Genomic DNA, 13,003 nt, shown 5'->3' on the forward strand with positions numbered 1-13,003 from the left:
CCGGAGGCCTTGGCAGACTGGGGATGTGCCCCAGACTGTGCTGCTCGCCGAAGACGACCGTGCCATCCGTCATGCCCTGGAGCGTGCCCTGACCCTGGAGGGGTACGAGGTGACGGCGGTGGCCGACGGCGTGGAAGCGCTGGCGCAGGCCCACAAGACCCCGCCGGACGTCCTCCTGCTCGACGTGATGATGCCGGGCATCGACGGGCTCCAGGTCTGCCGGGTGCTGCGGGCCGAGGGCGACCGCACCCCGATCCTCATGCTCACCGCCCTGGTGGAGACCGCCGACCGCATCGCGGGCCTGGACGCCGGCGCCGACGACTACGTCGTCAAGCCGTTCGACGTGGAAGAGGTCTTCGCACGGCTGCGGGCCCTGCTGCGCCGTACCAGCCCGGTGCCCGCGGGCGGTGGCGGCGCGGGTCCCGGCGGTGACGGCGGGCGGGAGGCACAGGTCTCCGACCGGCAGGTGGAGGCCGCCGGGATCCGGATGGACCTCCAGGCCCGCCGGGCCTGGCGCGGAGGGCGTGAGCTGGAGCTGACCCGCACCGAGTTCGAGCTGCTGGAGCTGCTGGTCCGCAACGCGGGCATCGTCCTCGACCACTCCACGATCTACGACCGCATCTGGGGCTACGACTTCGGTCCCGGCTCGAAGAATCTCGCCGTCTACGTCGGCTACCTGCGCCGCAAGCTGGACGAGCCCGGCGCTCCCCAGCTGATCCACACCGTCCGGGGCGTGGGTTACGTGCTGCGGGAGGACTAGTGAGCCACCGCTGGCGGCTGCCGGCCGGGCCCCGTCCCAAGCTCGTGTCCCTGCGCACCACCTTCGCGGTGTCCTTCGCGGCCGTCACCGCGGCCGTGACCATCCTCGTCGGCATCCTGTCCTACGGCTCCGCGGCGCGCCTGGTCCGGGTCGACCAGCAGTCGGTGTTCACACAGGTCGTCCAGGACGTGCAGGACGAGGTGCGGCAGCACGAGATGGTCCCCGAGGACTTCTCCTCCTCCCGCCCCGGCCACGATCTGGTCCGGCCGGCCCGGACCGACGTCCAGGTGCTCGGCGCGCAGGGGCAGATCGTCGACCACGGCAGTCCGGTGCTGCCCGTCACCGCCCGGGACAAGGACGTGGCCATCGCGCAGGCGGCCGGCCGGGTGGTCCAGTACAAGGACGTCCGGGTCGGCGAGGACCTGTTCCGCATCGCCACCGTCTCCCTCGGCGACGGGAAGGGCGCGGTGCAGGTCGCGCAGGAGTTCAGCGACACCGAGGATCTGCTGCGGGCGCTGCAGCAGCGGACGCTGATCCTGATGGCGGCGGTCGTGGTCGCCGCGGGGCTCTTCGGCTGGTGGCTGGCCCGCCGGATCACCCGGCGCCTGGTGGTCCTCACCTCCGCCGCCGAGGACGTGGCCCGCACCCGCCAGCTGGGCATCGAGGTGCCCGTCGCGGGCCTGGACGAGGTGGGCCGGCTCGGCCGCGCCTTCGACCGGATGCTCGGCCGGCTCGCCCAGTCGGAGGAGGACCAGCGCAGGCTGGTCCAGGACGCCGGGCACGAGCTGCGGACACCGCTGACCTCGCTGCGTACGAACATCTCGCTGCTGCGCAGGATCGACGAGCTTCCCCCGGCGACCCGGGAGGAACTCGTCGCCGACCTCACCCAGGAGGCCCGCGAGCTGACCGACCTGGTCAACGAGCTGGTCGATCTCGCGGCCGGGCAGTCCGACGCCGAGCCGCCGCAGCGGGTGGACCTCGCCGACATCGCCGAGGACGTGATGGGGCTGGCCAAGCGGCGTACCGGCCGGGAGATCGTGCTGCGCGCCAGCGGTGACACGCGTACGGACGGGCGGCCCGGGATGCTGCAGCGGGCCCTGTCCAACCTGGTCGAGAACGCGGCGAAGTTCGACCGTGGCGGCAAGGCGCCCATCGAGATCAACATCACCGGGCCCGCGCGGCTCGGGACCGTCCGGGTCGAGGTCCTCGACCGGGGGCCCGGCATCGCCGAGGGCGACCTGATCCGGATCTTCGACCGCTTCTACCGGGCCGCCGACGCGCGGTCCCTGCCGGGGTCGGGGCTCGGGCTGTCCATCGTCCGCGAGGTCGCCATGGCACATGGCGGCGCGCCGTTCGCCTTCCGGCGGGAAGGGGGCGGGGCGGTTATCGGGTTCACGGTGAGTGGGGGGATCGTGGGGAGCGGGGGGAGCTGAGGCGGGACGCCTCGGCTTCGCCTTCGGCGGGTGCGGGTGCGGGTGCGGGTGCGGGTGCGGGTGGGGGCGGTGGGGCCTGATCGGCGTCAGTGGCTTGCTCTGTGGACGAGGGCTGTTCCCCGTGGCTCGTGGGAGTCATGATCGGAGCGGGAGTGGACCTCGGGAGGGGAGCCGCCGTGCTCAGTGATCAGGAGGCTGCCGTCCTCGCGTGTGTCGACGAGGCGGCCGTCGGGCGGATGCTGCTGGAGTTGATCGCGATTCCGAGTGTGACCGGGAGCGCCGCCGAGTCGGAGATCCAGCATCGGCTGGCGGGGTGGCTGGAGCGGCTCGGGCTCGAGGTCGATCTGTGGCCCATGGATCTGCCCGCGCTGCTGGCCGACCCGGCGTTTCCCGGCATGGAGGTGCCGCGCGAGGAGGCGTGGGGTCTGGTGGGGGTCAGCGAGGGCGGCGGCGACGGGCCGACGCTGGTCCTGCAGGGGCATGTGGATGTCGTACCGCCCGGGGACCTTGCCGCCTGGGACGGGGATCCGTTCGTGCCGAGGGTGACCGGAGACGTCGTGCACGGGCGCGGGGCCTGTGACATGAAGGCGGGGGTTGTCGCTCATCTCGCTGCGCTGGCCGCCGTACGAACTGCGGGGGTGCGGCTGCGGGGGCGTGTTGCCGTGCACTTCGTCGTCGGTGAGGAGGATGGGGGGATCGGTGCCTTCGGGACCCTGAAGCGGGGGTACGGCGGCGATGCCTGCGTCATCGCCGAGCCCACCGGCGGGACCCTCATCACCGCCAGCGCCGGGGCCCTGACCTTCCGGCTCTCCGTGCCCGGCCAGGCCGCCCACGCCAGTTCGCGGGACGCCGGGGCCAGTGCGATCGACGCCTATGTGCCGCTCCATGAGGCGCTGGCCCGGCTGGAGACCGCCCGCAACGCCGGGCCCTCGCCGCTGATGGCCGAGTATCCGATTCCGTACGCCCTTTCCGTCGGGACCCTGCGCTCCGGGGACTGGGCGAGCAGTGTGCCCGATCTGCTGGTCGCGGAGGGGCGGCTCGGGGTGCGGCTGGGGGAGGAGCCGGGCGACGCGCGGGCGGAGTTCGAGCGGTGTGTGGCCGAGGCCTGCGCCGGTCATCCCTGGTTGCGGGAGCATCCGGCGACGGTGAGCTGGCCGGGCGGGCAGTTCGCGAGCGGGTGGCTTCCGGAGGGGCATCCGCTGCGGGACGAGGTGCGTGACGCCTGCGCCGACGCCAACGGCTGGGCCACCCGGCCCCGGGAGCGCGGGGCGCCGTACGGGAGCGACCTGCGGCTGTACGCGGGGGCCGGGATTCCGACGCTGCAGTACGGGCCCGGGGACATCCAGGTCGCGCACAGCCCTCGGGAGTCCGTGTCCCTCCGTGCGGTGGTGGAGGTGGCCCGGACCCTCGCGCTCACCGTGCTGCGGACTACCGGGGTGAAGTGAGGTCCGGGCAGCCGGGCTGCCTGCGGCGGGTGAAAGCGGGCAGGGTGGGTGGGGCGAGGAAGCCCTCCGCCCGGGCGCTGGCCAGGCCGATGCGGGGGATGTCGCTGCTCTTCGCGAAGAGGAGGAAGCGGGGTTCCCAGACCGGGCGGTACTTGGCGTTCGCGCGGTACAGGGACTCGATCTGCCACCAGCGGGAGAAGAAGGTGAGGACCGAGCGCCAGAGGCGGAGCACGGGCCCGGCGCCCAGCCGGGAGCCGCGTTCGAAGACGGAGCGGAACATCGCGAAGTTCAGGGACACCCGGCGGACACCCAACTCCTCGGCCCGCAGCAGGAGTTCCACGACCATGTACTCCATCAGGCCGTTCTCGCAGTCGCGGTCGCGGCGCATCAGGTCGAGGGAGAGACCGGCCTCGCCCCAGGGGACGAAGCTGAGCAGGGCCCGGGGCACGTCGGCCCCTTCCCCGGCGCGGCTGTCCAGGCACTCCAGCATGACGCAGCGGCCGTCGCCGGGGTCGCCGAGGCGGCCCAGGGCCATGGAGAAGCCGCGTTCGGTGGCGCCGTCGCGCCAGTGGTCGGCGCGGTCGACGAGCAGGGCCATCTCCTCGTCGGGGATCTCCTCGTGGCGGCGGATGCGGACCGTGTAGCCGGCCCGGCGGACGCGGTTGTGGGCCTGGCGGACCACGCGCATGGCCCGGCCTTCGAGGGTGAAGTCGGCCAGGTCGACGATCGCCTCGTCGCCCAGTTCGAGGGCGTCCAGGCCGTGGCGGGCGTAGATGGTGCCCGCCTCCTCGCTCGCGCCCATGACGGCCGGGGTCCAGGCGTGGCGGCGCGCCTCGGCCAGCCAGGCGTCGATGGCGCCGGGCCAGGCCTCGGGGTCGCCGATGGGGTCGCCGGAGGCCAGGCTGACGCCGCCGACGACGCGGTAGGTGACGGCCGCCTTGCCGCTGGGGGAGAAGATGACGGCCTTGTCGCGGCGCAGGGAGAAGTAGCCGAGGGAGTCGCGTTCGCCGTGCCGGTCCAGCAGCGCACGCAGCTTCCGCTCGTCTTCCTCCGCCAGCAGGCACTCGCCGCGCGGGGCGCGGAAGCAGGCGTAGAGGACCAGGAGGAAGGTCGCCGCGATCAGGACGTTGACGATCACGTCCGTCCAGCGCGGCGCGTCGACGGCGGCGACGTGGTCGGCGAGCGGGCCGACGCTGATGCCGCGCAGCAGGGTGTAGGCGATCTCGTCCTTGAGGGTGGCCCCGGGCAGTTTGTTGGTCGCGTGCACGAGCAGGGTGCCGAGGGCGGCGCTGAGCAGCGTGCCGCCGGTGCCGACGGCGAGCGCCAGGCGCGGGTTGGAGCGGTCGCCGATGGCGTCGAACTCGCGCCGGCCGAGCAGCAGCGCGGCCACGAACAGGCCGGTCAGGGCGGCGGAGAGCCAGTTGAAGAGGTGCTCGCGGTAGGGGTCGCGGGTGAGGGCGAGGACGTAGAGGGAGAAGAGCGGGCCGGCGAGGAGGAGGTTGAAGACCCAGGCCGCTCGTTTACGGCGGCGCATCACGATCGCGAGGAAGAGGGCGAGGGCCGCCGAGCCCAGGCCGGCGGTGGCCAGGTAGGGCGTGAAGAACGCGCCTCCGTTGTGCTCGTGCACCTCCTCGCGGAACGGCAGCGAGACGACCGCCGCGATGTTGAGCACCACCTGCAGCCGCAGGTACCAGACGGTGGCCGTCGCCGCCCGCTTCCGCAGCCGGCCGTCGCCGGTGGACGGGAAGGGCAGGCGGGTGCGGCGGTTGCGCTGAGCGGGGACCTGTGGGGTGGTCAGGCTCGACTGTTGTGCGGGCATGGTGGCGGGCACCTTGGGGAGGAGGACGGGGCAACGCTGACCCTACAGCTCGTAGGGTAGCGAATATGTGTACAGGTGTACACATACCTGGTTCACAGGATCTCATCCCGGACCCTGGCCGCCCCGCCGGGCCGCCGCAAGCGTCCACGCCAGATTGCCCGCCGCCGCCCCGGCCGCCACCGCGGCCACGATCACCCCGCCGGTCGCCAGGCCGTCGCTGAACAGGTGCGGGCGCCGGTCGAGGCTGTGCAGCCCGAAGCCGCACAGCTCGTACACGCCGACGGCGGCGACGAAGAGGCTGACGAACAGCAGGGCCAGCGTCGGGGCGAGCGCGCGCACGCAGACCTCCTCCACTGGGCTCGGTTCCGCTTCCGTGTCCTGCATGGTGTTTCCCCCGGTGAACAGACGTGTGGCCGATGGCGGTTGGGAACCTACATTACGTAGGGTCGGTTGGGGTCGGAGGCGTGCGGATGTACCTGAGCGTGGACATGGAGGGCGTCACCGGGCTCGTCGGCGCCGACGACGCCCAGCCCGGCGGCCGGGACTACGAGCGGGGCCGCTCCATGATGGCCGAGGTCGTGAACGCCGCGGTGTGCGGCGCGCTGGCGGCGGGCGCGACGACGCCGCGTGCGCGGAGATGACGGTGTGGGGCGCCTTGGTCGTCACCGTTCGTGTGAAGCCACTCGGCGCTGGTGAGGAGGGCGAACCCCCTGGCAGCCGTGCAGTGGGCATGCGTCAGCCGGTTCGGTCCGGCTGCGCGGGCGCGGTGCGGCGGGCGTAGGCGCGGGCCGCGCGGGCGCGGTCGCCGCAGCGGGTGGAGCACCAGTGACGGCGGCCGTGCCGGAGGAGGTAGCGGTTGCACGGGCTGGAACCGCAGGCGGTGAGACGGTCGGCGTCGGGGCCGGTGAGCAGTTCGGCGGCGTCGGCGGCGAGGGCTGCCAGGGCGTGCTCGACGATCTGGGTCGTGGGGTGGGAGGCCGCCCGGTACAGGCCGCGCTCGGGGTGCCAGTGCAGCAGGGCGGTCGCGGGGGCGCGAGTGAGCGCGTCGTTGAGGGCGTTCAGCGCGCCGGCGGGGGCGGCGTGCCCGTCGACCCGGGAGGCGAGCAGGGAGCGGATCTGTTCGCGCAGGGAGCGCAGCTGGGCCGCGCAGGTCTCCCGGAGGTCCGCGTCGGCCGGAGCCAGGTCGTGCTCGACGAGCCACCGGTTGGCCGCCGCGGGCGTACCGAGCAGGTCGACGAACTGGCCGCCGGGCAGCGCGACGGCGCTGTTGGCGAGGTCGAGGGCGGCGTACTGCTCCGCGCCCGGCGCGGGGTCCACGGTCGGCTCGTCGGTCACGGTTCCCTTCATGAGTCTCATGGTACGGCTTGCATCCATCCGTGAGAAGCGGCTAGCGTTTCATCACGGATAGAAATCCTCTATCCGTGAGATACCTGTCCCTCAGACGACCCCTCCGCGAGGTGCCCCCATGGCTGCTGCCGGCCCGAACTCCGACCCCACGAGCGAGCAGGTGCCCGTCCGCGTCCTCGGCGGCCCGACCGTCCTCATCGAGTACGGCGGCCTCCGCCTCCTCACCGACCCCACCTTCGACGCCCCCGGCGACTACCCCGCGCCCAGCGGCCGGATCCTGACCAAGACCGCGCCGCCCCGCCTCACCGCGGCCGAACTCGGCCCCGTGGACGTCGTCCTGCTCTCCCACGACCAGCACGCCGACAACCTCGACCACTCCGGCCGCGCCCTGCTCGCCGAGGTGCCCCGCACTCTCACCACGCCGAGCGCCGCCGACCGCCTCGGCGGCACCGCCCGCGCCCTCGTCCCCTGGGAGTCCGTCGAACTGCCCCGCCCCGACGGCGGCACCGTCACCGTCACCGCCGCGCCCGGCCTGCACGGCCCCAAGGGCTCCGAGCCGATCGTGGGCGAGGTCACCGGCTTCGTCCTGACCTCCGTCGACCTGCCCACCGTCTACGTCAGCGGGGACAACGCCTCGCTCGAACTGGTCCAGGAGATCGCCGACCGGTACGGCCCCGTCGACACCGCCGTGCTCTTCGCCGGCGCGCCCCGCCTGCCCGTGCTCGACGACGCCCTCCTCGTCCTCGACGGTGCCGGAGCCGCGATCGCCGCCCGCCTCCTCGACGCCCGCCGCGTGGTCCCGGCCCACTGCGACAGCTGGGCCCACTTCACCGAGACCAGGGAGGACGTGGTGGCCGCGTTCGGCGAGGCGGGGCTGGTGGACCGGCTGCAGCTGGACTGACCGGCCGGCGGCACCGTAGTGCGGTAGTGCCGTAGTACCGCGGTACCACCCGGACGGACCCCGTTCAGCCCCCGGTACCACGGAATTGGGGCGATTCGGACTTTAGCGTTGCGGGTGAGGCGTCAGACGCGACGGGCGCCCGAGTCCGAGAGAGAGCGACGCGCATGATCGACGCACGGCAACTGACCAAGAGGTACGGGGAGAAGACGGCTGTCGACGGGCTGGACTTCGTCGTGAAGCCGGGCACCGTGACCGGCTTCCTGGGGCCCAACGGCGCGGGGAAGTCCACCACCATGCGGATGATCGTCGGGCTCGACGCCCCGACGAGCGGCACCGTCACCGTGAACGGCCACCGCTACGCCCACCACCGGGCACCGCTGCAGGAGGTCGGGGCGCTCCTGGAGGCGAAGTCCGTCCACCCGGGCCGCACGGCCCACCAGCACCTCAGGGCGCTCGCCCTGACCCACGGCATCCCGCGCCGCCGGGTCGACGAGGTCATCGAGCTGGCCGGCCTCGGCAGCGTGGCCCGCAAGCGGGCCGGTGCCTTCTCCCTCGGCATGGGCCAGCGGCTCGGCATCGCGGCGGCGCTGCTCGGCGATCCGCAGACGGTGATGCTGGACGAGCCGGTCAACGGCCTCGACCCGGAGGGCGTGCGCTGGATCCGCACCCTGCTGACCTCGCTCGCGGCCGAGGGCCGGACCGTGTTCGTCTCCTCCCACCTGATGAGCGAGGTGGCACTGGTGGCGGACCACCTGATCGTCGTGGGCCGGGGCCGCCTGCTGGCCGACACCACCGTGAGCGACCTGGTCCGCGAGGCGGGCGGCGACACGGTGCGGGTCGCGACCGAGGACCCGGCGCGGCTGCGGGACGTGCTGGCCGGGCCGGGCGTCGACATCACCGGCCGTGTCGGCTCCGAGGAACTGCAGGTCACCGGTCTGACCGCCCGTGAGATCGGGCTGAAGGCCGCCGCACACGGCATCCCGCTGTTCGAACTGACCGCGCGATCCGTCTCCCTGGAGGAGGCGTTCATGGACCTGACCCGGGACGCCGTGGAGTACCACGGCTCCACGACCGGCACCGAGCACCCCGAGACCGCCGGGAGGACGGCATGAGCACCCTCACCGCCACCGCCGAGGAACCCCGCACCGCGCCCGCCGCCCGCCCCGCCTACCGCGTGACCGGACGGCGCGTGCTGTCCTCGGAGTGGGCCAAACTCTGGTCGCTGCGCTCGACCTGGATCACCCTGGGCCTCGGCCTGCTCTTCCTCGTCGTCTTCGGGCTCATCGCCGCGGCCCGCTACAGGTCGATGGTCGGCACCCCCCGCATGGCCCCCGACTTCGCCCGCGCGACGGCCGTGAGCCTGTGCCTCTTCGGCACCAACTTCGCCCAACTGGCCCTCGGCGTGCTCGGCGTGCTGGTCATGGCGGGGGAGTACTCCACCGGCCTGATCCGCTCGACCCTGGCGGCCGTACCGCGCCGGCTGCCCGTCCTGTGGTCCAAGGCGGCCGTGTTCGGGCTGGTCGCGCTGGTGGTCGGCACCCTCGGCGCGTTCGTCGCCTTCCTGCTCGGCAGCGGCATCGTCTCCGGCACACCCGCCGCGATGGACCTGACCCACGCGGGGGTCGTACGCAGCCTGCTGGGCGCCGGGCTCTACCTCGGCCTGGTCGGTGTCATCGGCACCGCCCTCGGCGCGCTGCTGCGGTCGGTGGCCGGCGGCATCTCGGTACTGGTCGCCGGCCTGATGCTCATCCCCGGACTGACCTCGCTCCTGCCCAGCTCCTGGCAGGACGGCATCAGCCCCTACCTGCCTAGCCACGCCGGCCAGGCGATGTTCGCCGTGACCCAGGACTCCACCACCCTGTCGCCCCTGGCCGGCCTGCTGGTCCTCCTCGGCTGGACGGCACTGGCGCTGGCGGGGGCGGCGTACCGGCTGGTGCGCGGCGACGCCTGAGCGTGGACGCGATGGACACGGCGGAGTCCGACGGTGTGGGGGCTGGCGTGGCGGCGTCCGGCGGTGTGGGGCATGACCCTTCGGCGTCCGGCGGTGTGGGGGCTGGCGTGGCGGCGTCCGACCGCGTACGGGATGGCGCGGCGGCGTCCGGCGGCGTGGGGCATGACGCTTCGGCGTCCGGCGGCGTGGGGCATGACGCTTCGGCGTCCGGCGGCGTGGGGCATGACGCCGCGGCGTCCGACCGTGTGCACCATGGGCTGGTGACCGTCGTGACAGCCGTGACCGCTTACGACATCAGCGGGATGGGGCCGCTGGTCGCCCGGCTCGGCCGGGTGGGCCAGCGGCTCCGGCAGGCCGACCGGGCCCGGCCGTGGGTGCTGGACACCACGGTGGTGGTGCTGGTCTTCCTGATGTTCTGCCTGCCCGACCTGGTGCACACGGGCGCCGGGGACGCCGACGGACCGCGCCACATCCGGCTGTCCTTCACCCGGCTGCCCGTGGCGGCCATGCTCGCCCTGCAGGCCGGTCTGGTGCTGCCGCTGCTGTGGCGGCGGCGCCGGCCCCTGGTCGCCTTCGGTGCCGTCTGGGCCGTCTTCGTCCTGCAGTGGTCCCTCGATGTGGCGCTGCGCGCGGACGTGGCCCTCTTCATAGCGCTGTACAGCCTGGCCCTGCACGGGCGGCTGCGGCAGCTGCCCTGGGCCTGCGGGGCCATGGCGGCCGGCATGGCGCTGGTCGCGGTGCGTGTGTCGCGGGCCGTGTCCGTCTGGGACGCGCTGTTCTTCCTGCTGAGCACGGCGACCGCGGCCCTCGCGCTCGGCCTGGTGGTGCGCATCCGCCGGGCCCAGCTCGCCGGGCTGCGGGACCGGGCGGCCCGCCTGGAGATCGAGCGCGACCAGCGCAGCAGGCTGGCCGTTGCCACCGAACGGGCCCGGGTGGCCCGCGAGATGCACGACATCGTCGGCCACAACCTGTCCGTCATCATCACGCTCGCCGACGCCGGTGCCTACGCCACCGACACCGCTCCCGAACGCGGCAAGGAGGCCCTGCAGCTCATCGGCGACACCGGCCGCCAGGCGCTCGGCGAACTCCGGCGCGTCCTCGGCGTCCTGCGCGAGGCGGCGCAGGGTCCGCAGGGCGCGCCCGAACTCAGCCCGCAGCCCGGCATCGCGGACATCGGCGCGCTGTGCGAGGGCGTGCGCGCCGCGGGCCTGGACGTCGTCTACCGGTCCGCCGGAGACGTCGACGCGCTGGACGACGGGGTGCAGCTGACGGCCTACCGGATCGCCCAGGAAGCCCTGACGAACACCCTCAAGCACGGGGGCGCCGGCACCCGGGCCCACCTGTCGATCGCGGTCGAGGACGCCCGGCTGACCATCCGGGTCCAGGACACCGGCCCGGCCGCCCGGCCCGGACCGCCGCACGAGGAAGGACACGGCCTGGTGGGCATGCGGGAACGAGCGGCACTCTACGGCGGAACGGTCAGCGCGGGCCCGGCGGCGGGCGGTGGCTGGCGCGTGGCGGTCTCCCTGGACCTGGCCTCCGCGGACGGTGCCGCGTGACCACCGTACTGATCGTCGACGACCAGCCGCTCCAGCGCTACGGCTTCCGCATCCTGCTGGAGTCCGTCCCCGAGACCGAGGTGGTCGGTGAGGCCGCGCACGGTGCCGAGGCCGTCCGCAGGGCCGCCGAACTGCGCCCCGACGTCGTCCTGATGGACGTACGGATGCCCGGCATGGACGGCATCGAGGCCACCCGCCGTATCACCGGGTCCGGCGGCCGCTCCCGGGTCCTCGTCCTGACCACCTTCGACCTGGACGAGTACGTCCACGCGGCCCTGCGCGCCGGAGCCAGCGGCTTCCTCCTCAAGGACGCGCGGCCCGAGGAACTCCTGGCCGGCATCCGCGCGGTCGCCGTCGGGGACGCCGTGATCGCGCCCGCGCTCACCCGGCGCCTGCTGGACGAGTTCGCCCAGCTCCTCCCGCGGCCCGCCGGTGACCCGGCCGAGGACGCGCGCCTGAACTCCCTCACCGAGCGTGAACGCGAGATCCTCGTCGCCATCGGCAGGGGCTGGACCAACGGCGAGATCGCCGCCCGCTTCGTCCTGTCCGAGTCCACGGTCAAGACCCACGTGGGCCGGGTCCTCGCCAAGATCGGCGCGCGGGACCGCGTGCAGGCGGTGATCTTCGCGTACGACCGCGGGCTCGCCCGGCCCAACAGCGGCGGTCAGTAGCGCAGCGCCGAGCCGACCGCCGCGTGGACCTCGCCGCTCAGCTTGCGGTTGCTGGTGGCCGTGGCCTCGCCGGAGGCGCCTGCGCCCACGTCCTTGACCGTCACCACGGTCACGTCCAGCAGATTGCCGCTCTTGTCCGTGAAGTTGACCTGGACGGCGAAGGACTTGGCGGAGTCGGCGGTGTTCTTGGCGGTCACCTTGACCGTGGCCTTGCCGTCGCTGCCGGGGGCCGGCGCGCCGAGCGTCACGTCGTCCTTGGCCTTCACCCCGTTCTTCACTTCGTTCAGCTTGTTCCTGGCCTCCGCCGAGGCCGAGGCCAGTGCCTCGCCCGCCTGGGAGGCGAGAGAGGCGGCGGCGGAGGATGCCGCCGAAGCCGCCTTGCTGGCGGCGCCGGACGTGTTTCCGGAGTTGCTGCCGGAACACCCGGCCGCCGTGCCGGCGACGACCAGGGCCACCACCGCGCCCGCCGTGCCCCTCGTCCATGTCTTTCGCACTGCCATACCCGCGCCTCCACTGACTCCCGAACGGTCCGTTCCTCTCACCTCAGTGAAGGGGCGGTCGCCGTGCCCTGCACGCCGGGTGAGGTGTCCGGGTGCCGTCCGCCGGACCGTCGTGCCCTTCGCGTCCTTCGCTTCCGTCGAAAAATTCACCCGAATGCAGCAGTGGCCGTACGTGCCGGGGGCGCCGATCGGAGTACGGACGGATAGTGGTGCCCGGGGAACGACGTCCCGACGGCTCCCCGGTACAGGAGGCTCCATGCGTGCTTCACGGTCGCTGGCCGCACTCATCGGTGTCGCGTCGCTCGGCATCGCGCTGACCGCCTGCCAGGATCAGGCGTCCGGCACGGTTGTGGCACACACCGGTGCCCGATATGTGGAGACCTTCACGAACCCGCCGATCCACGGGTGCCACCGTTTCAGCGAGGGTGTGACCCACGTCAAGAACTACACGCTGAGCAGCATGCTCCTGTACACGACACCCGACTGCACCGTGCCGCCGGGCGGGTCGAGCATCTACGTGGACATGCAGTCGTCGGACCAGGTGGTCCCGTCCTTCGGCCCGTGGCGCAGCTTCTCCTTCGCCCCCGAATGACGCGCAGCGGCGGTCCGTCGGGCGG

Annotated in this window: 13 protein-coding genes and 1 pseudogene; 10 read left to right on the forward strand and 4 right to left on the reverse strand. The window is 73.2% G+C overall.

The annotated features are described in order from the left end of the window. The first annotated feature begins 37 nt into the window (after window positions 1-37). From ACWC5O_RS23180 to ACWC5O_RS23190, 3 genes are all read left to right on the forward strand, one after another. The gene (locus ACWC5O_RS23180) at window positions 38-760 is read left to right on the forward strand and encodes a response regulator transcription factor (protein ID WP_450585547.1); all 723 of its coding nucleotides are present in this window, start codon (window positions 38-40) and stop codon (window positions 758-760) included. Further along, window positions 760-2,193 (forward strand): ATP-binding protein, encoded by a 1,434-nt coding sequence (locus ACWC5O_RS23185; RefSeq protein WP_450585420.1) that lies wholly within the window; start codon window positions 760-762, stop codon window positions 2,191-2,193. The genes ACWC5O_RS23180 and ACWC5O_RS23185 overlap by 1 nt, the downstream gene beginning before the upstream one ends. Before the next feature lie 176 nt (window positions 2,194-2,369). Further along, window positions 2,370-3,638 (forward strand): ArgE/DapE family deacylase, encoded by a 1,269-nt coding sequence (locus ACWC5O_RS23190; RefSeq protein WP_450585418.1) that lies wholly within the window; start codon window positions 2,370-2,372, stop codon window positions 3,636-3,638. Here ACWC5O_RS23190 and ACWC5O_RS23195 read toward each other — a convergent pair. Continuing rightward, a complete protein-coding gene (locus ACWC5O_RS23195; RefSeq protein ID WP_450585416.1) occupies window positions 3,622-5,457 on the reverse strand; it encodes a phosphatidylglycerol lysyltransferase domain-containing protein in 1,836 nt (611 codons plus the stop codon). The two genes, ACWC5O_RS23190 and ACWC5O_RS23195, sit on opposite strands and share 17 nt — an antisense overlap. A 102-nt stretch (window positions 5,458-5,559) precedes the next feature. Continuing rightward, window positions 5,560-5,841, reverse strand: a complete 282-nt coding sequence (locus ACWC5O_RS23200) for a hypothetical protein (protein ID WP_450585414.1) — start codon at window positions 5,839-5,841, stop codon at window positions 5,560-5,562. 80 nt (window positions 5,842-5,921) lie between these two features. On the opposite strand from ACWC5O_RS23200, the pseudogene ACWC5O_RS23205 reads away from it, so the two are divergent. Continuing rightward, window positions 5,922-6,077, forward strand: a pseudogene (locus tag ACWC5O_RS23205) (M55 family metallopeptidase); the annotation flags it as partial. Between the two features lie 115 nt (window positions 6,078-6,192). On the opposite strand, the gene ACWC5O_RS23210 reads toward ACWC5O_RS23205, so the two are convergent. Beyond that, entirely contained in the window at window positions 6,193-6,813 is a 621-nt protein-coding gene (locus ACWC5O_RS23210; RefSeq protein ID WP_450585412.1) for a CGNR zinc finger domain-containing protein, read from the reverse strand. Between the two features lie 109 nt (window positions 6,814-6,922). Between ACWC5O_RS23210 and ACWC5O_RS23215 the strand changes: the two genes are divergently transcribed. The 5 genes from ACWC5O_RS23215 (at window position 6,923) to ACWC5O_RS23235 (ending at window position 11,886) form a co-directional block, all read left to right on the forward strand. Further along, window positions 6,923-7,705, forward strand: a complete 783-nt coding sequence (locus ACWC5O_RS23215; protein WP_450585411.1) for an MBL fold metallo-hydrolase — start codon at window positions 6,923-6,925, stop codon at window positions 7,703-7,705. A gap of 164 nt (window positions 7,706-7,869) precedes the next feature. Continuing rightward, entirely contained in the window at window positions 7,870-8,817 is a 948-nt protein-coding gene (locus ACWC5O_RS23220) for an ATP-binding cassette domain-containing protein (protein WP_450585409.1), read from the forward strand. After that, window positions 8,814-9,656: an ABC transporter permease gene (locus ACWC5O_RS23225; protein ID WP_450585407.1), complete on the forward strand. Its 843-nt coding sequence runs from the start codon at window positions 8,814-8,816 to the stop codon at window positions 9,654-9,656. Before ACWC5O_RS23220 ends, ACWC5O_RS23225 begins: the two co-directional genes overlap by 4 nt. A gap of 302 nt (window positions 9,657-9,958) precedes the next feature. Then, window positions 9,959-11,215: a sensor histidine kinase gene (locus tag ACWC5O_RS23230; RefSeq protein ID WP_450585545.1), complete on the forward strand. Its 1,257-nt coding sequence runs from the start codon at window positions 9,959-9,961 to the stop codon at window positions 11,213-11,215. Beyond that, window positions 11,212-11,886: a response regulator gene (locus ACWC5O_RS23235; protein ID WP_450585406.1), complete on the forward strand. Its 675-nt coding sequence runs from the start codon at window positions 11,212-11,214 to the stop codon at window positions 11,884-11,886. Before ACWC5O_RS23230 ends, ACWC5O_RS23235 begins: the two co-directional genes overlap by 4 nt. On the opposite strand, the gene ACWC5O_RS23240 is transcribed toward ACWC5O_RS23235, so the two are convergent. Next, window positions 11,880-12,386: an FxLYD domain-containing protein gene (locus tag ACWC5O_RS23240; protein WP_450585404.1), complete on the reverse strand. Its 507-nt coding sequence runs from the start codon at window positions 12,384-12,386 to the stop codon at window positions 11,880-11,882. The two genes, ACWC5O_RS23235 and ACWC5O_RS23240, sit on opposite strands and share 7 nt — an antisense overlap. A gap of 256 nt (window positions 12,387-12,642) precedes the next feature. Here ACWC5O_RS23240 and ACWC5O_RS23245 point away from each other — a divergent pair, with 256 nt between their 5' ends. Next, a complete protein-coding gene (locus ACWC5O_RS23245) occupies window positions 12,643-12,978 on the forward strand; it encodes a hypothetical protein (protein WP_450585402.1) in 336 nt (111 codons plus the stop codon). Window positions 12,979-13,003 lie beyond the last annotated feature (25 nt).

Source organism: Streptomyces sp. NPDC001450, from assembly GCF_053597295.1.

Coding starts and splice junctions, on each gene's coding strand:
- ACWC5O_RS23230 (WP_450585545.1), top strand. CDS start 9,959: ATGGGGCCGCTGGTCGCCCGGCTCGGCCGGGTGGGCCAGCGGCTCCGG.
- ACWC5O_RS23210 (WP_450585412.1), bottom strand. CDS start 6,813: ATGAGACTCATGAAGGGAACCGTGACCGACGAGCCGACCGTGGACCCC.
- ACWC5O_RS23245 (WP_450585402.1), top strand. CDS start 12,643: ATGCGTGCTTCACGGTCGCTGGCCGCACTCATCGGTGTCGCGTCGCTC.
- ACWC5O_RS23195 (WP_450585416.1), bottom strand. CDS start 5,457: ATGCCCGCACAACAGTCGAGCCTGACCACCCCACAGGTCCCCGCTCAG.
- ACWC5O_RS23220 (WP_450585409.1), top strand. CDS start 7,870: ATGATCGACGCACGGCAACTGACCAAGAGGTACGGGGAGAAGACGGCT.
- ACWC5O_RS23240 (WP_450585404.1), bottom strand. CDS start 12,386: ATGGCAGTGCGAAAGACATGGACGAGGGGCACGGCGGGCGCGGTGGTG.
- ACWC5O_RS23225 (WP_450585407.1), top strand. CDS start 8,814: ATGAGCACCCTCACCGCCACCGCCGAGGAACCCCGCACCGCGCCCGCC.
- ACWC5O_RS23200 (WP_450585414.1), bottom strand. CDS start 5,841: ATGCAGGACACGGAAGCGGAACCGAGCCCAGTGGAGGAGGTCTGCGTG.
- ACWC5O_RS23215 (WP_450585411.1), top strand. CDS start 6,923: ATGGCTGCTGCCGGCCCGAACTCCGACCCCACGAGCGAGCAGGTGCCC.